Origin of the sequence: Photobacterium kishitanii, assembly GCF_000613045.3 — a bacterium.
Classification (GTDB): Bacteria; Pseudomonadota; Gammaproteobacteria; order Enterobacterales; family Vibrionaceae; genus Photobacterium; species Photobacterium kishitanii.
Genome location: NZ_LN794352.1, coordinates 2682497 through 2706997 on the forward strand (window position 1 = coordinate 2682497; position 24501 = coordinate 2706997).

Sequence of the window (24501 nt, forward strand, 5' to 3'; positions counted from 1 at the left end):
TTAACATAGCAATTAATCTTTAAGTCCCAACTTAACCATATTTTCATTTACAATCGTAACTGGTAATGGAATATAACCATCTTTTTGTACAATATTCTGACCATCACTCGATAAAATAAACCGCAAAAACTCTTGCTCCATCGGAGCGAGTGCTTTGTTGGGATGTTTATTGATATACAAATACAAATAGCGCGATAACGGATAGTTACCATTGATCGAATTTTCAACGGTAGCTTCAACATAATCAGTGCCCTCACGAGCCACTGGAATGGCGCGAATACCCGTCGTTTTATAACCAATCCCTGAATAACCAATCGCATTCAGCGAAGTCGATACTGATTGCACTACTGATGCAGACCCCGGTTGTTCATTAACGTTATTACGAAAATCACCACGACATAAGGCGCGCTTTTTAAAATCGCCATAAGTACCGGATACCGAGTTACGGCCAAATAATTGAATATCTCGCTGTTGCCAGCTATTGGGTAACCCTAGTTGGCCCCAACGAGTGATTGGCACTAATGCGCCGCAGCGTAAGGTCCGCGAATATATCGCGTCTAACTGCTTAAAATTAATGCCTTGAAGAGGATTATCTTCATGTACAAACACAGCTAAAGCATCAACAGCAACTTTAATTGCTGTTGGTTTATAACCATATTCTTTCTCAAACGCTTCAATTTCTTTGGTTTTCATTTCGCGACTCATCGGCCCTAATTGCGCCGTCGCTTCCACCAGCGCAGTAGGGGCAGTAGATGAACCTGACGTTTGAATTTGAATATTAACGTTTGGATATTGGCGCTTAAACGCTTCAGTCCAATAGGTCATTAAGTTAGCTAACGTATCTGATCCAACCGAAGACAAATTGCCAGAGATACCGCTCACTTTATGGTAAGGCTGTAATTGGGTATCCACGACGACAACAGCAGGTGTCGCGGCTACAACAGGTACTAATGCCATCGCACTCCACAAAGTGAGTCCACTTATCGTCATAGTGATCATTTTCGTTAGCGGTGACATTAGCATGAGGTATCCTTACCTTTTATTGATGATCATTGATTACTGCATGAGGTAGTGCTGTATCTGCCACTAATCGATTTGGCAATGTAAATGAGAAAGTACTGCCTTTATCAAGCTCACTATCGATTTCTAAATGAGCATCATGATGACTTAATGCATGTTTAACAATCGCTAGCCCTAAACCACTACCGCCAGTTTCACGCGAACGGGCTTTATCAACTCGATAAAAACGTTCGGTTAAACGGTGAATATGTTGCGCGGCAATACCTTCCCCACTATCTGTAACTTCTAATCGAGGCCCTGTTGGTGAACGATACCAACGCACATGGATTGCTGCATCATTTGGAGTATGTTTAACCGCGTTATAAACCAAATTCGAAATCGCACTTCGCAGTTGATCATTATCACCAAACACTTTTAAGCTATTATCAACCTCAAAAGTAAACGATTGATCTTTATTAGTACTAAGTGACATCGCTTCTTTTTCTAAAATATCGAGCATTGCGGGCACATCAACTATTTCTTCAAGTTCAATTGTTGGTGCAGCTTCAATTTTAGATAATGTCAGTAATTGCTCAACTAATGCATTCATCCTTGCTAATTGTTCGGTCATGACTCCATGAGCACGATCCCACATCGGCCCCATGAGCATTTCAGGATCTTGTGCCATTTCAAGATAGCCTTGTAAAACTGTCATTGGAGTACGCAATTCATGGGAAACATTGGCAAAAAAGTTACGTCGCATGCCTTCCAATTGCTTTAACTGTGACACATCACGTACGGCCATCAGATATTCACCTTCGGTATAACGCATGATCCGCAATTCTAAGGTACGGTCATAGTTCATTGGTGAAGTGATTTCTAATGGGGTATCAAATGCTTGGCGGGATAAGTAGCGCACAAAATCAGGACTACGTAGCAAGTTGCTAATCGGTTGGCCGCTATCATCAGGCCAACGCAAGCCTAATAATTGCTGAGCTAATTTATTACACCAAACAATGTTGCCTTCACTACGAAATACGACGACCGCATCAGGCAATGATTCAGCACCATTACGGAAACGACGGATTAAGGTTGTGAGTTCTTTACGACGGCGACGATTACGTTGCTGCAAACGATAAATACCATTAAAGAGAGGCTCCCAACTGCCAGAACCAGAAGGTGGCGTTAAGCTACGATCTTTCCATAACCAATTCGACATTTTAAGTTGGTTATGAAAATGCCATCCGAGTTGAATCCAAGTGGCAATTAATAAAAACCACGGTAGATAGCCAAAAATAGCGCCAAGCACGAGCCAAGGTAGATAGAATAATATCAGCTCCCCAACCAGCCTTTTCCATGTCAATCTTTCCACCACGTTTTACTCCTAGCAACAACGGAGGAGTACTATGGTTCCGTTACGCTATTTTTCTATTCGATAAAACCAACACAACCGTCATTGTTATCGTAGTCTCACGATAACAATGACGGTTAATAGTTTGCCATTGCTGGCGTCAGCACAACGTGATATCTATATACGGGTTGAAAAGCGATATCCCGCGCCACGTACCGTTTGAATCATCTTATCGTGACCACCATTTTCAAGCGCTTTACGTAAGCGACGAATATGCACATCAACGGTACGATCTTCAACATAAACATTGGTGCCCCACACATTATTCAGCAATTGCTCGCGGCTATAAACCCGCTCTTGGTGAGTCATAAAAAAGTGCAACATCTTGAACTCAGTCGGCCCCATATCTAGCGGCTCATCAGCTGAGGTTACGCGATGTGAAACAGGATCTAACTTTAAACCTTGAACATCAATCACATCATCTAAAGCAGTTGGTGAAGCACGGCGCATAACGGCTTTCAAACGCGCCATTAGCTCTTTAGGTGAAAATGGTTTGGTGATGTAATCATCCGCTCCCACTTCCAACCCACGTATTTTATCCTCTTCTTCACCGCGAGCAGTTAACATCACTACTGGAATTTGGCGAGTCAGTTCATCACGCTTGAAATGTTTGATCAAGTTAATGCCAGAGCCCCCAGGTAACATCCAATCCATTAAGATCAACTCAGGATACGGCTCGCACATTTTTTCTAATGCACTATCGTAATCTTCAGCTTCTATAGCTTGATATCCATTTTGCTCTAGTACAAAACACAACATTTCGCGAATCGGTGCTTCGTCTTCTACTACAAGAATCCGTCTTGCCATAATCAAATATACCTAGTCGTTTGTTTTCTCTGACATGCGTCATTATGTGTGTAAATTATGACACTTTTGTGACTTTTACAGATAAAGCTGGTTTTAATAAAACCAATAACAACCATTAAAAACAGCCTTATCGATTGATACTACAACAAAAACAACCTAGCGATTGCCGTAAATCTTATTACCCTTTAATGACAATTTGACTACGGCCACCTCCCATCGCTTCCACTGCAACTTGCACTCCAATCCGCTCGACTAAAGTGCCAACATGCGAGATCACACCAATTTGACGCCCATCAGCTTGCAGCGCATCTAAACAGGCTAATGCCATCTCTAAACTATCGGGATCAAGGGTGCCAAAACCTTCATCAATAAACAATGAACCCAGTTGTCGAGTATCTGCAGCCAAAGAGGCTAATGCCAGAGCTAAAGACAGTGATACCAGAAAACTTTCCCCGCCAGATAACGATTCAACACTGCGTACTTCATCACCCATATCATGATCAATAACTTGTAACGCTAATGGGCTTCCTGGAACAGGTTGCAATGCATAGCGCGGCGCAAGATCTTGCAGATGATGGTTAGCATTAATCACTAGCTGCTGCAATGTTAAACCTTGCGCCAAGGTACGGAATTTATTGCCATTTGCTTGACCGATTAAATCGCTCATATCCATCCAAAGTTCAGTTTGCGTTTGTTGAGTAACTAATGCTGTGCGTAAATCCCCCGCTTGTTGTTCTGCTTGTTCTGCTTGAACTAAACGTTGACGCAATTGGAAAACCTGATCATCCAGTTGCCCTTTTTCCGCTTGCCACTGCAACAATAATTGTTGCTGTTTAGCAATATCATCAACGATCTCGTGCTGGCTAAACCACAGCACTGCCGCTTCAACTGTCGGCTGATAATCGCTCTTAGCTTGCTGTCTTTCTTTAACAATGGTTTCGCCTTGAGATACAGCTTGTTGTAACTGTTTAAGTTCGCGACGCAGCTGCTGTAACCATGTTTCATCTTTATTTAACAATGCAATTAATTCAGTTTCAGTTATAGCCAGTTTTTCAAGCCAGGTTTGCCACACTTGTTGCTGCTTGTCTTGCACCGCTTCAGATTCAGCTAACTGTTGGGTCGCGTTGTGCTGTTTTGCTTGTTCAGCTGCAATTACTTCCGCTAATTGATTGAGTTGTGTTTGCAGGCTTTGGTATTGTTGCTGCTGCTGTTCTATATCAACTTTAGCTACACGTTCAATAGTTTCTAACGGCTGCTCACCGATAAGCTCAACACGTTGCTGCCAACAGGCTTGTTGCTCCTCAATCAAACGGTTAACTTTAAGCATCATCTCATTTGATTGTTGCTCGGCATATTGAACACTGTTAGCTAGCGTTGCCAATATCGGCGCTAATTCTGTCAGTTGTTTTTCAAGCTGCTGTTGTTGTTCTACATTTGTTTGATACTGTTGAATTTGTCGTTCTAGGGCAGCAATAAAGCCGGCTTGTCCTTGCTGCGCTAACGCACTTAACCATGCGTCATTACCATAAATGACCATTAACGCTTGTTGGCGTTCATTGACCACCTTTTGCTGGGTTTCGGCTTGGGCAATAAAAGAATTAAGCTGTTCTTGAGCCTGAGTTTGCTGCTGAGTTAACTGGTAACATTGTTCTTTTAAGTCTGCTTCTTGCTTTGTTACCTGCTGTAATTGCAGCTGTTTTCTCTTCACATCTGCAATCATCAACTTGCGCTGTTCACCCTGCACTTTAATCTGCTGCATTTGAGTGGATGCATCATCTAACGCTTGTGACCAATTCGCTTGATAATGAGAAAGCTGAGCTAAATCACTTTCGATTGATAACACAATTTCCGCTAAGGTGATTGCATTCAAATCCACTGCCATTAAATCCGTCCAATGACATTGCTGCTGATTGACTAAGCCCTGAATGGTATTATTGAGCCCTGATATATCTTGCTCAAGCTCGATTTGACGTTGCTTATCTTGCGCGATAGATTGGGCTAACTGGCGCTGCTCTGCATGGCTATCTTGCAATTGTTGCGCTAATTGCTGTAATCGTTGTTGCTGCTGGCTAATAATGGTTTCAACTTGCGGATTATGCAGCTGATAAGGGTGATCAGCCGCACCACATAGTGGACAAGACTCTCCTTCCACTAATTGCTCACGATAATCCGCTAAGCTCATCACGGCTCGGCTTTGGTTTAACTGCAACTCCACTTCTTTGTGTTGCGTATCTAATTGCAATAGCTCAGGTGCTAAGGCGATTAAACGCTGTTCACTGCTGGCAATATGGGTCACTAAACCTTGATGCTGAAGCTGGGATTTATCGCGCTGTTGCAACAATCCATGCCATTTATCCAAACCGAATAGACTCTCTTTGAGCTTACTACTCAGTTGCTGATAAGTGCCATAGTGTTGGCGTTGCTGATCTTGTAATTGCTCTAATGCATTGAGATCTAGCTCAGCCGTTTGTTGGCTTAATTGCTGCTGTTGTTGATCAAGCGCTGAGAGCTGTTGATCAAATTGAATTTTCTGCTCAGAAATTATCGCTAATGCCGTTTGACGCTGCTTAATGTCGGTTTGTAATTGTGTAACTTTGGCTTGTGCTTGTTGGAACTGGCTGATGTTATCTTTGATCGCTGTTTGCTGTTCTGCTAAGGCTTTAATCCCTTGAGTTTCAGCAACAGAAGTCATCACTTGTTGCTGTTGTAATTGTGCTGATTGCTGTTGCTTTTGCTTACTCACTAGTTGCTCACGCTGGGTAGTGAGTTCGTTATTTAAGCCAGCTAACTGCTGTTGTAGCTCAGCGCTTTGTTGCTGCAAACCATCACGTTTTTGCTCAATGCTTGCCGCTTGTTTTAGTTTAGGTTCAAGCTCATTAAATGCTTGTTGTTTTTGCACTAATTGCTGCTGGCTGTGCTGAGTATTTAATTGTAATTGGCTTTGTTGTTGCTGCTTGTCAATTAACGTTGCACCTGTTTGCTGCTCAGTGACTGTCCATTTAACCAGTTGCTGTTTAGCTTGGGTTAATAAGCTGAAATCACTGCGCGCAGGTAGCGCTTGCTCATATTTTTCAAGTTGGAGATAACGTGGCGCAGCCAATTGTTGGGCTTGCTTAGCTTGCACTAACTGCTGTTCACTTTCAGCAATACGTTGAGTCAGTTTTTCAGCACTGACCAACACATCTTGGTGCTGTTTTAGTTGATCTAGCTGTTGTTGCTGACTATTCACTTGCTCACGAGCAGATGCTAATTGAATCTTTAATGCTTCGCGCTCTTCATCAGTTAGCAGTGCGATATCACCTAACTTGCCTTGAAGTTGCGTCAGTTTAAGCTTTTCATCTTTGGCACGTTCATAAGCAGCAATGGATAATCGACCGTAAATTTCACCGCCAGTCATACGCTCTAACAGCGCTGCACGTTCATCAGCCCCTGCTTTTAGAAATGCCGCGAACTCGCCTTGTGGCAACATCACTGCACGACGAAATTGATCAAAACTTAACCCAATCAACTTTTCTATTTCGGCTTGCAACTCTTGTTTTTTACCGGCAAATCGCTGCCCTGTTTCAATGTTTTCTAACCATTGTTCAGCTGCTTGAATTTTACCTTCGGCGCGCCCACGGGCACGACGAACATGCCAATGTGAGCGCCAATGTGAGCCATCGTTAGCAATAAAATCAACCTCAGCAAAACCTTCGCCCTTACCGCGCGATAAAATACTGCGGACATCATTGGCTTTAATACGGTTATCTTCATCATCACGGCCAATTTCAGCATCATTTTTTTTATTTGATTGCAAACGCGGAATACGATCATACAAAGCTAAACAAATCGCATCGAGTAAAGTTGATTTACCCGCACCGGTTTTACCCGTGATTGCAAACAAGCCAGCATCAGCTAAGCGGCCACCAGCAAAATCAATCTCAAATTTGGTTTGTAAACTCGCTAAATTTTCGCCACGAAGCGCAAGGATTTTCATTATTTTTATCTCTCTTCTTCTTGTTCTTCAACGTGAGTTAACAGAGTTTCAAACGCTTCAGTCATCGCTTCGGTTGGTTCGCCATCAAATTTCTTATTCCAACTTAATGCAAATACTTGCTGAGGCGAGACCTCAGATAAGCGGCGATGCTGTAAGCCATGTTGTTGCTCTCGTTGGCTATAATGCGGCGCAATTTTGGCTAGCCGAACGGATTTGTCTTCTAATGCTTGCAGCACTTTTTCACGCAATAAGGCTTGTGGTTTATCAAGCAATACATGCACTTCTAAAAAGGGCTGTTGTTCACGTGGCAGCTCATCGTCAGGTAAGGCTTTCAATGCTGCTAACACTTCATCTAGCGGTGCTGGTTTTGTTGGCACTTTAAGCATATCGACACAGCGAGGAATACTGATCTCTTCAATCGCTTTAACGTTATTGCCATCAAATTCTACTGCTATAATTTGGTGGTTATAATTACGCTCCGACATCGATAATGGAATCGGTGAGCCGCTGTAACGCACATGATCTTTCTTCGCCACTTTTTGAGCTAAATGGAGGTGTCCAAGGGCAACATAACTCATGTCATCAGCAAAAATAGACGCAGGCAGCGCGTGTTGATTGCCACCTAAGACTCGACGTTCTGACATTTCAGATAACTTGCCAGATGCCATATACGCGTGACCCATACCAATCATTGCTTGCTCTGGATTCATCAGCGTTCGAGCAGCTTGAGTCATTTCGCTATAGAGCACTTCCACCCCTTTAATTAAGCGGTCATCGCTATCATCAAGGTTATCGGTTCGCAAATCAGCACTGCGTAAAAATGGCACTGCGAGCACATAAGCAACTGTTTGTTTTTCTTTATTGGTTAATGGCACCAACATCCGTTCAACATCTAATGTGCCATCGGCAAAACGATGAATACCGCCGACCATATGCAAATCAAACGCTTTTAATAACTCATGCGGCGCATCCAATTTGCTTGGCGAATCATGGTTGCCCCCTATCATCACCACATCTAACTTCGGTAATGTTTTTGAGAGTCGGGCAAGGAAGCGATATAACATTCGCCACGCACTGGCCGGTGGATTGGCGCTATCGAAAATATCTCCTGCCACTAATAAAGCATCAGCTTGTTGCTGTTCAAGCTCATCTGCTAACCAGTCTAAGAATGCTTGATGTTCATAGTCACGGTTATAGCCATGTAATTGATGCCCAAGATGCCAGTCTGAGGTATGGATAATCTTCATAATATAGTGCGCTACCAAGCCAGTAATAATCTGTTGATTGTACCGTGTGAAGCTCTAAACCACACACAATTTGCTCACTAAAGGGGAACTGTCACAAAAATTTGTTTTTAATAAACAGCTCAGTCACTTATTGTGCTATCTGCAACCTCAATAACAAACGTCACTTAGTAATTTGCAGTGGTTAGGTTAAGATAAGCCCCCGACTGTTTACCCTAGGAAGCGTGACTAGCATGATGTGGTTTAAAAATATACTGACTTACCGTTTTACGCGTGAGATTGACTTAAATGCAGACCAAATAGAAAAACAGCTGGAAGAATTCCGCTTTACCCCTTGTGGTAGCCAAGATATTCAAAAGTTTGGCTGGGCACACGCACTTGGCAAGCATGGTGATATGTTTACCCATGTCTCTGGTGACAATATTTTAATTTGCGCTCGCAAAGAAGAAAAAATGCTACCAGCATCAGTGATAAAAGAATCATTGAACAACAAAATTGAAATGCAGGAAAAAGATCTTGGCCGTAAGCTGAAAAAGACGGAGAAAGACACCCTAAAAGATGAAATCGTGATGGATTTACTGCCACGCGCGTTCAGTCGTCAACATCAAACTTATGCGTTAATCATGCCTAAATTAGGTTATATCGTGGTTGATGCCGGTAGCTACAAAAAAGCTGAAGATGTATTAGCATTATTACGTAAATCTATTGGTAGCCTACCAGTAGTCCCAGTAGTGTCTGAAAAACCATTGGCATTAACTCTTACAGAGTGGGTTCGTAGCAACCAATCACCACAAGGTTTTACTATTGGTGAAGAAGCTGAATTTAAAGCCGTTGAAGAAGACGGCGGCGTGATCCGCTGTAAGCAGCAAGATTTAAATTGCGATGAGATTCTAGCGCACATTGAAGCCAATAAAGTTGTGACTAAACTAGCGCTTAATTGGCAAGATCGTATTGATTTTATTTTAGCGGATGACTTAAGTGTTAAACGTCTTAAATTCTCAGATGAAATCAAAGATCAAAACGAAGATATCGATCGTGAAGATATGGCACAACGTATTGATGCAGATCTATCACTAATGGGGGGTGAATTCTCAGTATTTTTACCAAACCTATTTGATGTTATCGGTGGTTTAGAAAATAAAGGTTAATCCTAATTTTTCTTGAGTGTAAGTAACAAAAAACGTCACCTAGATAACAAAAAAAAGAGCCGTCGCGTTATTTCACGTTACGGCTCTTTTTATACTCTACTGACTGTATAACGATTATTAAAAGCAATAGCTGCTACATGCTCATACCCATGCCAGCATTGGCTTTTTTACCCACTTTGTAATACCAAATAGAAAGCGGAATGAAAATCAAGTTCATTACTGTGGTCATATTAAAACCAAAGCCTGATTGATTTAACGTCCGTACTGTTTGATCGCTCGTTACCCAACCAAAGCCGTTAAAGATCGCATCAACACATAATCCAGTAAATAAAATAGCGACAAATAACAACCCAACCATCCATTTAGCTGGACGTTTACCGTAGTATTTTTGATACACACGAATCATTGGGATCGTTAATACATCCGATAGAATAAAGCCAATCACACCACCAAATGAAATCCCGCCATGCCATAACGCTGCGGCTAAAATAAGATTACCGACTGAACACACATAGGCAATCATCGCCACAAAAATACCAATGATCACATCAAGGAAAGAGTGTAACCAAACCGGTAAGCCCGCATCGTTACTAATAAATAGTGCGCGCCAACCATCTTGCGGCATTAGGGCGATTAAGAGTGAAGAAACCACTACCCCAATCAGAATTTCTTTACCAATCATGGCAATATCCATTTGGAAGAAACCGGCTGATTTAGTGATTTTTTCCATCATCGGTGATTGTGGTTTAGCTGCCATATCCATAGCACTACTATCGTTAGACTTCATCTTTGACATGTCCATCCCGCAATCACTGTCATCGGACTTCATCTTTGACATGTCCATGCCACAGTCACTGTCATCAGACTTCATCTTTGACATGTCCATGCCACAGTCACTGTCATCAGACTTCATCTTTGACATATCCATGCCACAGTCACTGTCATCAGGCTTCATCTTTGACATGTCCATCCCGCAACCACTGTCATCAGACTTCATCTTTGACATGTCCATCCCGCAATCACTGTCATCAGACTTCATCTTTGACATGTCCATGCCGCAATCACTGCCATCACCGCTCATTTCAGACATATCCATACCACAGCTGGCTTTCTGAGGTTGAGCATCCTCTAAATGTTGGCGCATTTCTTGTTCGACATCTTTAGGGAAAAAGCGGCTAAATAAAAATCCAACCGTAACGATCAGAATCAAGCCACCAATCACTTCACCCCATAAAAACGTCCAGCCCATTAATGCAACTAAGACAATAAACATCTCGACAATCAAGTTAGTACTTGAAACTAAAAATGCCATTGCATTAGCGACAGTTGATTTTTTAACTAATAAGGTATGTGATAACGATGCGGCGGCATAAGAACACGATGACGACACCATCCCTAAAAAAGTAGTAAAACCAAGACTCACAGGAGTCGTTTTACCAAGATGTTTAACCACACTTGATACTGGAATAAAATTACGAATCCATGACGATAGTATGAGGCCAAACGCTAACGGCCAGAAAATTTGCCATATCATATTACCGAATGTTGAAAATACGTGGATCACTAACCCACTTATATCGTGACCGATCATAACTACCTTCTTTAATGTATGCTGTCACTCATTAGTGACAATATTGTGCTAACCACCAGCATATAGTGCACTAAAATATAAATCATGTACTTAATGCACAATAAGTATGTATTTAAAGGTGCAGATATCTAAATTAATTAAATAATGCCAATTAAATATATACCTCCTTCTATAATAGTGTTGATTTTTCATTGCCAATTATTTTTAAGAAAATTGGCAATATGGTAATGAAAAACGTAGAATCTCGCCTCCTCCCTATAGCACAAGGTGTTATAGGCTGATTTGGAATCAGACATCTATAGAGAACTGAGCAATGTTTAAACCAGAATTACTATCTCCAGCCGGTAGCCTTAAAAATATGCGTTACGCATTTGCCTATGGTGCAGATGCTGTTTATGCAGGCCAACCACGTTACAGCCTTCGTGTTCGTAACAATGAATTCAATCACGACAACCTTAAAATTGGTATCGATGAAGCTCACGCACAAGGTAAAAAGCTGTACGTGGTTTGTAATATTCAACCGCATAACTCAAAGCTTAAAACTTTCATTCGTGATTTAAAGCCGATTGTAGATATGGGTCCTGATGCACTTATCATGTCAGATCCTGGTTTGATCATGATGGTTCGTGAAGCATTTCCTGAAGTAGTAATTCATCTGTCAGTGCAAGCTAATGCTGTTAACTGGGCGACCGTTAAATTCTGGGCGAGCCAAGGCGTTGAGCGTGTCATTCTTTCTCGTGAGCTATCATTAGAAGAAATCGAAGAAATTCGTGAGCACTGCCCTGATACTGAACTAGAAATCTTTGTTCACGGTGCGCTTTGCATGGCTTACTCTGGTCGTTGTCTGTTATCTGGCTACATCAACAAACGCGATCCTAACCAAGGTACATGCACGAACTCATGCCGTTGGGAATACAAAGTAGAAAAAGCAGTCGAAAACGATGCTGGTCAAATTGTTGAAACCCAAGACGCAATTCAGATTCAAGAAGTTGAGTCACGTCCAGACAATACTCTAGGACTGGGTAAGCCAATTGACGATGTTGTATTGCTGAGCGAATCTCACCGCCCTGAAGAAAAAATGGCAGCATTTGAAGATGAGCATGGTACTTACATCATGAACTCTAAAGATCTTCGTGCCGTACAACATGTTGAGCGCCTAACCAAAATGGGAGTGCACTCACTAAAAATTGAAGGCCGTACTAAGTCTTTCTACTACTGTGCACGTACTGCGCAAGTTTACCGTAAAGCAATTGATGATGCGGTTGCGGGCAAGCCATTTGATGATTCATTACTTGGTACATTAGAAAGCCTAGCACACCGTGGTTATACCGAAGGCTTCCTTCGTCGCCACACCCATGATGCTTACCAGAATTATGATTACGGTTACTCAATTTCAGATACCCAACAATTTGTAGGCGAGTTCACTGGCGTACGCCGTGGTGACTTAGCTGAAGTTGAAGTGAAAAACAAATTTATTGTTGGCGATAGCCTTGAAGTAATGACGCCAAAAGGTAACGTTATTTTCAAACTTGAAACCATGGAAAACCGTAAATCAGAAATCATTGACGACGCTAAAGGCAATGGCCATTTTGTGTTTATTCCAATGCCTTCTGATATGGATCTAGATTTTGGTCTATTAATGCGTAACTTAGGTAACGGTGAAGATACCCGTAATCCACACGCACCTAAAGACGGTAAATAAGCATTATGGCGCTGCTCATTACAACTAAATGCATTAACTGTGATATGTGTGATCCTGAATGCCCAAATGAGGCAATCACTATGGGGGATGAGTTTTACGAAATTAATCCTGATCGCTGCACAGAATGTAAAGGGCACTATGATAAGCCAACCTGCCAGTCAGTTTGTCCTATTACCAATTGCATTATTACTGATCCTGAGCATGTTGAGTCAGACGATGAACTACTTGAAAAGTTTGTCACCCTGCAAGGTCTTGCTTAGTTTTCAATAATAAACCGTATAAAAAAAGCGCCACTCAGTTAACTGGGCGGCGCTTTTTTATTGAATCAATATAAATATCAATCAATACTAGCTTTTCAAAACCATTGCACACATTGGTGGTAATACTTTTACTGGTTTTGGCTTCGGCTTAACATCGCTAATCGGCTTTGTAGTTACTGGCGCTTTATAATTTGGCGCCCACGATGCAAGCTCAGTTCCACAACCATCACCTGCTGGCGGCGGCGTTTGTGGCTCACAAGTAGTACTGCCTTCTGGGCAATTTAAACGCACATGAAAATGATAATAATGACCAAACCAAGGTCGTACTTTACTCAGCCAATCGCGCTGCTTCCATTCGGTTTTACATAGCTGTTGTTTGATCACTGGATGAACAAAGATCCGCGCTACTCGATCATCACTTGCCGCTAACTGAATAAGCTGTGCTTGCTTAGAGCTCCAATTCTTCTCAATGATCTGGTAATTGTTCACATCAACCATTGGCAGTGCAGCAACTGTTTTTAGTTCTTGCTGTGATAATGGCTTTTCCGGTATCCGTAACCAAATATCAGCATCTAACCCTGTTTGGTGACTAGCATGGCCAGATGAGAAGCGCCCACCACGTGGCATTGCAATATCGCCCACCAGCACATTACCAATTTTTAGTTGCTGTGATTGCTTCATCAATTGCTGTAAAAAAACAATCATTTCACTGTGGCCATAATAACGCCCACGCTCAGAACGTATCACTTGATAGCCATCACCTTGAAGTGGTAAATCTTCACCACCGGCAAGACAGCCATTAGCATACGAACCAATCGAACTTGAATCGCCACTACTTGGTTGTGTTACTTTTTCCCACGCTGTCGCCATCACAGCTTGGCTCATACAAATGAGCATCAAGCCCATGATTATCTTCCCTAAATACATTACTCTTCCTTTCTCTCATTGGTAATCATAATGATAACGCAACTGTTTAATGATGCAAAATTCAGCTACCAATAAAATAGGCATATTTACGCTAATATCGAGCACACATCATGGTAACTAAAATACAACCATTATTACTTTACTGTTATCATTTAAATTAAAATATTAATTATTCAGTCACAACAAACAACAAATAACGCAACAACTTTATTCTTTAACTGATGATATTAACTGTTCATAATTATAAAAAAATAATATTTTATAAAAAAAATAAACTGTTATTAACATCCTCAATCTAATATCGCCTATTAAATAAACACCAAAATATATCATATTTGACATTTAAGATTTCAATTAATTGCATTAAAAGTTAAACTCTCATGTCTATTTTACTTTTAAATAAAAAAACCCATTATTAGCACTATATTTAAATATAAAAATGCACAGATTAAAAACAAAAAAAGCAAAAAACTAACATTATGATTAAAAAGGAAATATTGCAAAATTAGTTATTATTACTTGAAAATTAATTTATCCTCAGTTAACAAAAAAACAAACTAATCAACTAATTATTGCAGCGTTTAACTTTCAACCAATAATAAAATAATCGCCTACAACGTATTATATAAAGATATTTACCATTAAAAATAAAACATGAGTAAATATAATAAAACAACCACAACTATAAATGCAAATAATTATCACTCAATCATAATTACCTCTTTTTTGCTTTAAAGTATGATAACTACATCATTAGTTATTAATGATATTTAAATATATATATATATTATTTAATTTTTTATTCTAATTTTCAAAAAACCTTACCTAATAGCAATATTTGACGACATTATATTCACCCATATAATAACCTCGTAAATTTCACCATCTTCTTTATTTCTAATAAGGTCTTTTGAGATTGAATATAAGTAGACGTCAATTATTTAAATTGTGCGCAGGGGCTGTAGCAACAACTACAATTGCTTCCCTTGCCACAATACCGCAAAAAGCATGGGCACAAGCTCGTGAGTTCAAATTAACTGCAGCCAAAGAAACACGTAATACCTGTTCTTATTGTTCAGTGGGCTGTGGCACATTACTGTATAGCACTGGTGCTACTGGCGGTAATATTAAACAAAAAGTGTTCCACGTTGAGGGTGATCCTGATCATCCAGTAAGCCGTGGTGCATTATGTCCTAAAGGTGCGGGCCTAGCTGGTTTTGTTAACAGCGAACAACGTTTGAAATTCCCAGAATACCGCGCTCCAGGTTCAGATAAATGGCAACGTCTAACATGGGACGAAGCATTTAGCCGTATCGCTAAACTAATGAAACAAGACCGTGATGCTAACTTGGTAAAAACCAATGATGAAGGCACCACAGTAAACCGCTGGCTAACAACAGGCATGCTTTGTGCCTCAGCGGAAAGTAATGAAAATGGTTGGTTAACTCAGAAATTTGCCCGTGGCTTGGGTATGGTTCCTGTAGACACTCAAGCGCGTATTTGACACGGCCCAACGGTAGCAAGTCTTGCTCCAACATTTGGCCGCGGCGCGATGACCAACAACTGGGTTGATATCAAAAATGCCAACCTTATTCTTGTTATGGGCGGTAACGCAGCAGAAGCACACCCTGTAGGCTTCCGCTGGGCGATTGAAGCTCAAAAAAATAACAACGCTGAAATCATTGTGGTTGATCCACGTTTCACGCGTACAGCAGCAGTAGCTGATCACTATGCACCGATCCGTTCAGGTGCCGATATTGCTTTCTTATTAGGTGCTATTCGCTACCTAATCGCTAGCAGCCAAGTGAATCATGAGTATGTTAAAGCATACACTAACGCTAGCTTTATCGTACGCGATGATTACGCGTTCCACGATGGTCTATTCTCTGGCTATGACGCCGAGAAACGTCAGTACGATCGTAGCAGCTGGTTCTACCAACTTGACGATCAAGGTTATGCGCTAAAGGATGAATCACTACAACATCCTCGCTGTGTATGGAACCTACTTAAAGATCACGTTGCCCGTTATACACCTGACGTTGTTTCAAATATCACAGGTACACCTGTTGATATGTTTGATCACGTCTGTAAAGCACTAGGTAGCACAGCTGCGGATAACCGCGTTGCGACTATCTTATATGCTACAGGCTGGACTCAGCACTCTAAAGGCGCTGAAAACATCCGTTGTATGGCAATGATCCAGTTACTACTAGGTAACATGGGCGTGGCTGGCGGCGGTGTTAATGCCTTACGTGGTCACTCTAACATTCAAGGTATTACTGACCTTGGCTTGTTAGCACAAAGTTTACCGGGTTACTTAAAACTACCATCGGATAAAGATGTTGATTTGGCCGCTCACCTTAAGCACCACACACCAGTGGCACTTGAAGCGGATCAAACCAACTACTGGCAGCACTACCCAGCATTCTTCGTGTCATTACTAAAGTCTTTCTACGGCAAAAATGCAACCGCTGAAAATAACTTTGGTTACGATATGATGCCGAAGTGGGATCAAGGCTATGACATGTTGCGCGTGTTCGAAATGATGAACAAAGGCGAAATGAATGGCTATATCTGTCAAGGTTTCAACCCTGTTGCTTCTATGTCTAACAAGCAAAAAACATTGGATGCACTATCTAAGCTTAAATACTTAGTGGTTGTTGATCCTCTTGCAACTGAGACTTCTACGTTCTGGCAGAATAAACCTAACGTTAATGAAGTTGATACCGCAAGCATTAACACTGAAGTGTTCCGTTTACCTTGTGCTTGTTTTGCTGAAGAAGATGGCACCATCGTAAGTTCAGCACGTTGGTTACAATGGCACTGGAAAGCTGCTGACATGCCAGGAGAAGCTAAGGGTGATGCAGAGATCTTAGCCGGTATCTTCTTGAAGATGCGTGATATGTATCAACAACATGGCGGTACATACCCTGATCCGATCCTAGCACTTGATTGGAACTATGCGATCCCTTCAGCGCCAAATACTAAAGAGTTAGCGCAAGAACTTAACGGTAAAGATGCTAACGGTAAGCAGCTATCTAGCTTTAGTAAACTAAAGGCTGATGGTTCAACCAATGCAGCTTGTTGGTTATACACTGGTAGTTGGACAGAAGCGGGTAACCAAACAGCACGTCGTGATAACAGCGATCCATCTGGTTTAGGTATTGCACCTAACTGGGCATGGTCATGGCCTGCAAACCGTCGAGTATTGTACAACCGTGCATCAACACGTCCAGACGGCACACCATGGGATAAATCACGTATCTTGGTTGAATGGAATGGTAGCAAGTGGGTCGGCCCTGATGTGCCTGACTTTAACGCTAAATTGCCACCATCAAGCAATGCTGGTCCATTTATCATGCAACCAGAAGGCGTTGGTCGTCTGTTCGCTCTTGATAAAATGGCTGAAGGTCCGTTCCCTGAGCACTACGAACCGTTTGAAACACCGATTGGTACCAACCCATTACATAAAAATGTGATTTCAAACCCAGCGGCACGTTTGTTCAAAGATGATGCAGCTCAACTAGGTACGAAAGAAGACTACCCATTCGTGGGGACCACTTATCGTCTGACTGAGCACTTCCATACCTGGACAAGTCACTCTCACTTCAATGCTGTACTACAACCTGAACAATTTGTAGAAATTGGCGAAGGTTTAGCGAAGGAGCGTGGTATTAACAATGCTGACATGGTACGTGTGACATCTAAGCGTGGCGCTATTGTAGCTAAAGCTTATGTATCGAAACGTATTACGCCACTACATGTTAACGGCCAAGCAGTTCACACTGTCGGTATTCCGATTCACTGGGGCTACGAAGGCGATACTAAGCCGGGTTACCTTGCGAATACGTTATCGCCATGTGTCGGTGACGCTAACTCACAAACGCCTGAATACAAGGCATTTTTGGTTAACGTAGAGAAGGTGAAGTAAGCCATGGGTATGGAATCACAGAATATTATTCGTAGTTCTGCTACATCGTCGATTACTCCATCTCCTGATGCGCGTGAGCGTCAAATTCAGGTAACAAAGTTAATCGATGTAACATGCTGTACTGGCTGTAAAGGCTGTATGGATGCCTGTAGTGAGTGGAACAACTTACGCGGTAAAGTAGGTACCTTTGAAGGTTCTTACCAAAATCCGCCGAATACGACCGCTGAAACTTGGACCACTATCCACTTCAAAGAAATTGAAGAAGATAATAAATTCAAGTGGCTATTTAGCAAACATAGCTGCATGCACTGTTCTGATCCAGGCTGTTTAAAAGCCTGTCCAGAACCTGGCGCTATCGTGCAATATGAAAACGGCGTAGTCGATTTCAACTCGGAAAAATGTGTCGGTTGCGGTTACTGTATCGCAGGCTGCCCATTTGATATTCCGCGTATGAACCCAGTTGATAACCGCGTTTACAAATGTACCTTATGTCTTGATCGTCTTCAGGCAGGTCAAGTGCCTTCATGTGCTAAAACCTGTCCAACAGGCGCACTACGTTTTGGCCCTCGTGAAGAAATTCTTGAGTATGCCAACCAACGTGTTACGGCACTACAAGCCAAAGGCCATAAAAAAGCAGGTATCTACAACCCACAAGGTGTTGGCGGTACGCATGTGATTTATGTTCTACACGATGTCACTGATCCTGAGCGTTACGATCTCCCTAAAGATCCTAAAATCAGCGAAACAGTGAAATTATGGAAAGACGATCTTAAGCCACTAGCAGCAGCCGGTTTAGTCGGTACATTAGCACTTGCTGCTATCCACCGTGTAACTGTTGGTCGTAGTCGTGTTGCTGAAGATGAAGGGGATGAGAAATGAGTTTGAACCAAACAATTTTACGTCATAAGCCTTTAGATCGTGTTGTGCATTGGACTGTTGCGTTAACAGGTATCTGGACTTTATTGTCTGGGCTATCTTTTATGTTTGCACCATTGCACTTCCTTAGCTATGTCTACGGAACACCACAACTTGCTCGTATTTTGCACCCGTTCGGTGCAATTGTGATGACAGTGGGTTTATTTTTCCTTGTGATCCGTTATTGGAGCCATAACCACTTTGAAAAAGGTGATCTCCAATGGATGCTAAAAGTAAAAGATGTACTAACTGAAAACGAAGAAAATGTACCGGAAGCTGGTCAATATAACGCTGGTCAAAAAATGCTTCTGCGTCAGTTTATTGCCTGTGGCCTCATTTTACTGATCACTGGTTTAATCGCATGGCGTGCTTACTTTTCGGCATACTTCAGTATTGATGTTATCCGTATTGCATTGATTGTTCACTCAGTCACCGCCTTAGTATTTGCCTTAAGTTTAATTATCCATGCCTACATGGCGTATTGGGTAAAAGGCTCTATTGACGGCATGTTAGAAGGTAAGGTTTCTCCCGCTTGGGCGAAGAAACATCACCCACGTTGGTTCCGTTCTCTATCTGACAACAAAGACCAACACTAATAACATAGCTCTAGAACGGATAAGCCTCGTTGTTTATCCGTTCTTTATTTCTATACCAACCTCGGTTTACCGTGGTTGGTATTCTTATAATTGGATATCTGTATGAGCGTTAAAATTTTAGATAAAGACACCATTATTAAACAAAAAAGTGATGGCTTTAGTCCGCTAATTATTGGTGATCCCGCCACCATTTTTCATGCCCGCGCAGCACGTTTACGTCAGTTGGCACAAGATTCTTTTATGGCAGATTACCTGTTATTAGCTGGACAAATAGTGCAGCAACAACTGCATTTAGTTGATACTTTTAATAGCGCAGTACAGCAGCAATTACAAACGAAAACACTAACATGGCCAGTTGAAATTGATGGTACTTGGCAAGCAATTTTAGACCCAATGCTAACCCAGCTAACCTCTGCACTGCGTCCTGTTGTTAGCGATGATATCGTTAAGGTTATCGATAATATTAGCCAAATTGATCAACAAACATTGCAGCATTACTTTCATGCTTTACAGCAAAATCAAGCTGAACGCGTACCCGCTGATATCGCTATAATCCTTTGGGGTTGTATTAATACGTTAATGAGCTTAATCGTAGCGAATACCAAACTAGAATGGCAACCAGAAGCGAATGCCAAACAATCACATTGCCCTCTTTGTGGTGGCGCACCTGCCGCAAGTTTAATCCAAGGCAGTGGTCATCGTTACCTACATTGCAGCCAATGTGAAGCACAATGGCACCGATTACGTGCGGAATGTACTCAATGTGGTGATGGCGAAAATATTCAACTTCAAAGTGAATCACTAGAAGATAGCGTTCGCGCTGAAACTTGTGGTCATTGCCATAGCTACTTAAAAATGTTGGTACTAGAGAAGAATCCACAATTAGATCCTATCGCTGATGATCTTGCGACACTAGTGCTTGATCAAAAACTTAGTCAAATGGAATTCTATCGTAGTGGCTTTAATCCTTTTTTACTGCCCCTCGCTCAATAACGCTTTAGAGTAACGTTATGATTATTGCTACAGCTGGCCATGTCGATCATGGTAAAACCAAACTATTACATGCCCTTACTGGGATCAATGCCGATCGACTGCCAGAAGAGCAACAACGCGGGCTCACTATTGATTTAGGCTATGCTTTTATGGCTTATCACTCAACAAAATCTAATCAGCACCAAACCTTAGGTTTTATTGATGTACCAGGCCATGAAAAGTTCCTATCCAATATGCTCGCGGGCGTAGGCACCGCGCACCACGCAATGCTAATTGTTGCTGGTGATGAAGGCATGATGCCTCAAAGCTATGAACACCTAACTATTCTGCGCTTATTAGCCATGGATAGCTTAACAGTGGCGATCACCAAATCAGATCTCACTACCTTTGAGCAACAGCAGCAACTCGAAGCTAAATTAAGCCAGTTATTAGTTCAATATGGGTTTACTCAAGCGACGATCTTTCATTGTTCAGCCGTCACCAATGAGGGTATTGATGCTCTCAAACAACATCTAATTGAACTTGCAGACAATGAACAGCAGCACGATAACACGCTTAATTTTAAACTTGCTATTGACCGCGCGTTTCACGTTAAAGGCTCAGGTTTAGTGGTAACAGGAACCGCTTTAAATGGTCAGATTAATATCGGTGATAGCCTGTGCTTAGTCAGCCATAGCAACCTTAAAAAAGGCCATAGCCAAGCTCATGTTGTGCGAGTAAAGAGTATCCATGCTCAAGGTAAATCAGCTGAATTTGCAACAGCAAATCAACGGGTAGCGCTTAATATTAGCGGTGATATTGATAAAGCACAGTTAAAACGCGGTGATTGGTTATTACACACTGCGCCTACGGAAATAATCACTCGAGTCACGGTTAAATTAAACGCTAATCAACCCATTAAGCACTGGCAAAACATTCAAGTTTTCCATGCGGCTACCCACACCACTGGCCGTATTGCATTATTAGAAGATAATCAATTAACGAGTGGCGATAGCGCACTTGCGGAAATAACACTTGATACGCCATTATGTTTAACCGAACAAGATCGCTTATTACTGCGCGATCCTGCTCAAAAAACCAACCTTGGCAGCGCAATTGTTATTGATCTACTCCCACCGAATCGTGGCAAACGTAAACCTCAGCGACTTGAATACCTCAATCAACGCGCAGGCTTAAATACACTCAGTGATATCATTGAGTTTAAGCTCCAGCATGCGCCCCAATCACACCAACAATTGATCGAACAACATCAGTGTCAAGCTGATGTTATTAGCCAGCTATTAGTCACGAATACGGCCATCAACCAATATGGCGATTACCTTTGTTATAACAACTATCAGCAGGCGCTACAGCAACACATTATCACCACCTTAAAGCAGTATCATCAGCAAGCTCAAGATAACCTTGGTGTTGGTAAAGATCGTCTATATCGAATGACGGCGCTGAATCAGCCCCAAATTATCTTTAATGCAATTATCACCCAATTGCTCAATCAACAACTGTTAGCAAATACTCGAGGTTGGTTGCACTTAGCCGAGCATAAGTTACAGCTCACCGCAACTGAGCAACAATGGTGGCAGCAAATAGAACAACTGATGATTAGTGATCCCCAACCATGGTGGGTACGTGATCTTGCTGCTGAAATTGGTGAAGATGAAAATGATATTCGCAAATTAAACTATAAACTTGCGCAATTAAGCTATGTTGCCGCTATCGTTAAAGATCGTTATGTAACACATCAATATCTAGTACAAATGGCAACTGAGGTACGTCAACATACCGCTCAACATCAAAAACTAGAAACGGCTGAATTTAGAAATATCAGTCAGCTAGGTCGTAAAGTTGCAATTCAATTATTAGAATATTTTGACAAGATTGGTTTTACTAAACGTAAATTTAATTATCGCGAATTAAAAGATCAGGATTTATTACAGCAAGAATAAACAGAGAAGTGGCGGAAGAACATAGGAGTCGAACCTACCCAGGACTGCTGGCAGCCCTACCCGGATTTGAAATCCGGACGCATCACCGGATACGACGTTCTTCCTTTATATAGAAAATGTATTTTATTGCTTTAAGGTATATTCTGCAACCGCTATCTAGCATTGATTAAGATAGCGGTTTCTTTTATAGATCAATTGTCTAAATAACCATCTATTTCATCTGCTGATCAAGATTTAGAATCGTTAAAGCATTACTAACACTGGTCGCAAGCACATCGACAACCCCAGATCGCAGCGCACCTAATAAGGCTAATGCTTTACTATTTTCTGCAGCAGTGACCACTACTGTTGGAATATGACGTAGTTCATCCATGGTTAAACCAATCACTCGATCACTCATCATGGTATCCGCTTGTTTACCTTGGCTATCAAAAAAATCATAACCCGCAATATCACCGACAACACCTTTACGAATACGTGCTTCTACTATCTCTTGAGGAGTGAACCAGCCTAACTTCACCATATGACTATTTTCATTCATATCACCAACTCCCACTAAAGCAACATCAGCGCGACGAGCGCGATCCAACGTTTCCTTAACAGTGCCATTTTTCATGAATGCTTCTTTAACAATAATATCTTCAACATAAGCCGGGGCATATAGCGTTTCACTGATACCATCATATTTTTTAGCTAATTGACGACAAATATGATCGGCATTAATAGCATTGCCAGAACGGTGAGTACCACCAATACCACACACAAAACGGCAGTTCCGATGTGGTACAACTCCAACATGATTGGCAATTGAAGCAATATTTCGCCCTTGCCCAACAGCTACCACCATATCATCAGATAATGTCGCAGCAAGATAGCCAGAGACAAGGCTCGCCACCTGTTGACGTTGAGATTCATCATCAGGTTGATCTAATGCAATCAACGCCCGTTTTAGATTAAACCGCTCAATTAATTGCTGTTCTAACTTTTCACTAAATACCGGATGATATTTAACGGTGATCTCAACCACCCCTTCATCGCGTGCGCGACGAAGTAAACGACCAATTTTGGCACGAGACATGCCAAAACGTTGTGATATTTCTTCCTGAGTTGCACCTTCTTGATAATAGGCAATAGCAATTTCAGTCAGCTGATCATTCTCAGCATGATTATTTTCATTATTCAAACTGCTCATCACTTTGTCCTTCATATACGGGCACTTAGATCAATGGCTTATTCTAACACTGCCAAATCAAAATCGAGAGGTTATTAACGCACATGCTACACCTATGGCCATGTACAGCTTTAAAAGCCATGATCATCAAAAACATAACCATCTTTTTAATACACCGTAGGCCGAATAAAATCACATCACTATCTAATTGATAATTAAAGAGTGTTCAGTTTGTACAGCTTTTGGTGCACCTAAACCTAAAAGCTATTTTCGATATAATAATATTGATTGATATCCAACAAATAACGACACCTCAGAGTAACGAGCCATCAAAGCACAACAAGTTTATGACTAAATTTAAGCCCTCTGCCGTCATTCCCTACAGTGAGGTTACGAACGAGATAGGGAATCTATTATTAGCACGTTGTAGAGTTATTGTTTTAGCTGCTTTTTTATTGGTTTCTTTAATGCTCAAACACGTGATAAGCAGATCACGGATAGCTCGTGCCTCCCTTTCGAGATGACGGATGATAGCCCGCGCTATCATTACCATTTTCTACAGACGAAAAAAAACCTGAATCGTTAGATTCAGGTCTCTTTAATAATGTGATGTGGACGGGACTTACCATTCCGAACATCAGCACGCCCCCCGACATGACAGGCCGCTAAGCTTCCTAATAAAGAGCCTAACCAACTGAACTACCACGTAACATAATCATTTTCTACAGACGAAAAAAAACCTGAATCGTTAGATTCAGGTCTCTTTAATAATGGCGGAGTGGACGGGACTTACCATTCCAAACATCAGCACGCCCCCCGACATGACAGGCCGCTAAGCTTCCTAATAAAGAGCCTAACCAACTGAACTACCACGTAACATAATCATT

16 protein-coding genes and 1 tRNA gene are annotated in these 24501 nt (G+C 41.6%); 8 read left to right on the forward strand and 9 right to left on the reverse strand.

Features of this window, described 5'->3' with window-relative positions; translation table 11 throughout:
• Positions 1-12: 12 nt before the first annotated feature.
• The 5 genes from PPBDW_RS12570 to PPBDW_RS12590 form a co-directional block, all read right to left on the reverse strand.
• Positions 13-1017, reverse strand: a complete 1005-nt coding sequence (locus tag PPBDW_RS12570) for a PstS family phosphate ABC transporter substrate-binding protein (protein ID WP_201798171.1) — start codon at positions 1015-1017, stop codon at positions 13-15.
• A gap of 22 nt (positions 1018-1039) precedes the next feature.
• Positions 1040-2374: a phosphate regulon sensor histidine kinase PhoR gene (phoR, locus tag PPBDW_RS12575; RefSeq protein ID WP_036795879.1), complete on the reverse strand. Its 1335-nt coding sequence runs from the start codon at positions 2372-2374 to the stop codon at positions 1040-1042.
• 153 nt (positions 2375-2527) lie between these two features.
• Positions 2528-3217 (reverse strand): phosphate regulon transcriptional regulator PhoB, encoded by a 690-nt coding sequence (gene phoB / locus PPBDW_RS12580; RefSeq protein ID WP_036795880.1) that lies wholly within the window; start codon positions 3215-3217, stop codon positions 2528-2530.
• Between the two features lie 178 nt (positions 3218-3395).
• Positions 3396-7193 (reverse strand): AAA family ATPase, encoded by a 3798-nt coding sequence (locus PPBDW_RS12585; RefSeq protein WP_036795881.1) that lies wholly within the window; start codon positions 7191-7193, stop codon positions 3396-3398.
• A gap of 5 nt (positions 7194-7198) precedes the next feature.
• Positions 7199-8440, reverse strand: a complete 1242-nt coding sequence (locus PPBDW_RS12590) for an exonuclease SbcCD subunit D C-terminal domain-containing protein (RefSeq protein WP_036795883.1) — start codon at positions 8438-8440, stop codon at positions 7199-7201.
• Between the two features lie 233 nt (positions 8441-8673).
• Between PPBDW_RS12590 and rdgC the strand changes: the two genes are divergently transcribed.
• Positions 8674-9585, forward strand: coding sequence for a recombination-associated protein RdgC (rdgC, locus tag PPBDW_RS12595; protein WP_181316444.1), 912 nt, complete (start codon positions 8674-8676; stop codon positions 9583-9585).
• A 133-nt stretch (positions 9586-9718) separates the two neighbouring features.
• On the opposite strand, the gene PPBDW_RS12600 is transcribed toward rdgC, so the two are convergent.
• Positions 9719-11176 (reverse strand): permease, encoded by a 1458-nt coding sequence (locus PPBDW_RS12600; RefSeq protein ID WP_036795887.1) that lies wholly within the window; start codon positions 11174-11176, stop codon positions 9719-9721.
• A gap of 313 nt (positions 11177-11489) precedes the next feature.
• Between PPBDW_RS12600 and trhP the strand changes: the two genes are divergently transcribed.
• A complete protein-coding gene (trhP, locus tag PPBDW_RS12605) occupies positions 11490-12878 on the forward strand; it encodes a prephenate-dependent tRNA uridine(34) hydroxylase TrhP (RefSeq protein WP_036795888.1) in 1389 nt (462 codons plus the stop codon).
• Between the two features lie 5 nt (positions 12879-12883).
• Positions 12884-13138 (forward strand): YfhL family 4Fe-4S dicluster ferredoxin, encoded by a 255-nt coding sequence (locus tag PPBDW_RS12610; protein ID WP_036795890.1) that lies wholly within the window; start codon positions 12884-12886, stop codon positions 13136-13138.
• A gap of 87 nt (positions 13139-13225) precedes the next feature.
• On the opposite strand, the gene mepA is transcribed toward PPBDW_RS12610, so the two are convergent.
• Positions 13226-14035 (reverse strand): penicillin-insensitive murein endopeptidase, encoded by an 810-nt coding sequence (mepA, locus tag PPBDW_RS12615; RefSeq protein WP_107187655.1) that lies wholly within the window; start codon positions 14033-14035, stop codon positions 13226-13228.
• Between the two features lie 946 nt (positions 14036-14981).
• Between mepA and fdnG the strand changes: the two genes are divergently transcribed.
• The 5 genes from fdnG to selB all read left to right on the forward strand — a co-directional run bounded on the left by fdnG (position 14982) and on the right by selB (position 22443).
• Complete coding sequence (gene fdnG / locus PPBDW_RS12625; protein ID WP_146145932.1) at positions 14982-17996, forward strand: formate dehydrogenase-N subunit alpha; 3015 nt, start codon at positions 14982-14984, stop codon at positions 17994-17996.
• 3 nt (positions 17997-17999) lie between these two features.
• Positions 18000-18875, forward strand: a complete 876-nt coding sequence (gene fdxH / locus PPBDW_RS12630) for a formate dehydrogenase subunit beta (RefSeq protein ID WP_036795895.1) — start codon at positions 18000-18002, stop codon at positions 18873-18875.
• Positions 18872-19507, forward strand: coding sequence for a formate dehydrogenase subunit gamma (locus PPBDW_RS12635; protein ID WP_036795896.1), 636 nt, complete (start codon positions 18872-18874; stop codon positions 19505-19507). The genes fdxH and PPBDW_RS12635 overlap by 4 nt, the downstream gene beginning before the upstream one ends.
• Before the next feature lie 102 nt (positions 19508-19609).
• On the forward strand, positions 19610-20500 hold the full coding sequence (gene fdhE, locus PPBDW_RS12640) for a formate dehydrogenase accessory protein FdhE (RefSeq protein WP_036795897.1): 891 nt from the start codon (positions 19610-19612) through the stop codon (positions 20498-20500).
• A 17-nt stretch (positions 20501-20517) separates the two neighbouring features.
• Positions 20518-22443 carry a selenocysteine-specific translation elongation factor gene (selB, locus tag PPBDW_RS12645; protein WP_036795898.1) on the forward strand — a complete coding sequence of 642 codons (1926 nt, stop codon included), beginning with the start codon at positions 20518-20520 and terminating at the stop codon, positions 22441-22443.
• Between the two features lie 9 nt (positions 22444-22452).
• Here the strand turns inward: selB and PPBDW_RS12650 are convergent.
• Positions 22453-22547 (reverse strand) — tRNA-Sec (locus PPBDW_RS12650).
• Positions 22548-22654: 107 nt separating this feature from the next.
• Positions 22655-23635 (reverse strand): sugar-binding transcriptional regulator, encoded by a 981-nt coding sequence (locus PPBDW_RS12655; RefSeq protein ID WP_036795899.1) that lies wholly within the window; start codon positions 23633-23635, stop codon positions 22655-22657.
• Positions 23636-24501 lie beyond the last annotated feature (866 nt).

Bases quoted from the DNA above. Each gene is read 5' to 3' on its own strand.
- PPBDW_RS12655 (WP_036795899.1), bottom strand. From the start codon at position 23,635: ATGAGCAGTTTGAATAATGAAAATAATCATGCTGAGAATGATCAGCTG.
- fdxH (WP_036795895.1), top strand. From the start codon at position 18,000: ATGGGTATGGAATCACAGAATATTATTCGTAGTTCTGCTACATCGTCG.
- selB (WP_036795898.1), top strand. From the start codon at position 20,518: ATGATTATTGCTACAGCTGGCCATGTCGATCATGGTAAAACCAAACTA.
- PPBDW_RS12590 (WP_036795883.1), bottom strand. From the start codon at position 8,440: ATGAAGATTATCCATACCTCAGACTGGCATCTTGGGCATCAATTACAT.
- rdgC (WP_181316444.1), top strand. From the start codon at position 8,674: ATGTGGTTTAAAAATATACTGACTTACCGTTTTACGCGTGAGATTGAC.
- trhP (WP_036795888.1), top strand. From the start codon at position 11,490: ATGTTTAAACCAGAATTACTATCTCCAGCCGGTAGCCTTAAAAATATG.
- PPBDW_RS12570 (WP_201798171.1), bottom strand. From the start codon at position 1,017: ATGTCACCGCTAACGAAAATGATCACTATGACGATAAGTGGACTCACT.
- PPBDW_RS12600 (WP_036795887.1), bottom strand. From the start codon at position 11,176: ATGATCGGTCACGATATAAGTGGGTTAGTGATCCACGTATTTTCAACA.
- PPBDW_RS12585 (WP_036795881.1), bottom strand. From the start codon at position 7,193: ATGAAAATCCTTGCGCTTCGTGGCGAAAATTTAGCGAGTTTACAAACC.
- mepA (WP_107187655.1), bottom strand. From the start codon at position 14,035: ATGCTCATTTGTATGAGCCAAGCTGTGATGGCGACAGCGTGGGAAAAA.
- PPBDW_RS12610 (WP_036795890.1), top strand. From the start codon at position 12,884: ATGGCGCTGCTCATTACAACTAAATGCATTAACTGTGATATGTGTGAT.
- fdhE (WP_036795897.1), top strand. From the start codon at position 19,610: ATGAGCGTTAAAATTTTAGATAAAGACACCATTATTAAACAAAAAAGT.
- phoB (WP_036795880.1), bottom strand. From the start codon at position 3,217: ATGGCAAGACGGATTCTTGTAGTAGAAGACGAAGCACCGATTCGCGAA.
- PPBDW_RS12635 (WP_036795896.1), top strand. From the start codon at position 18,872: ATGAGTTTGAACCAAACAATTTTACGTCATAAGCCTTTAGATCGTGTT.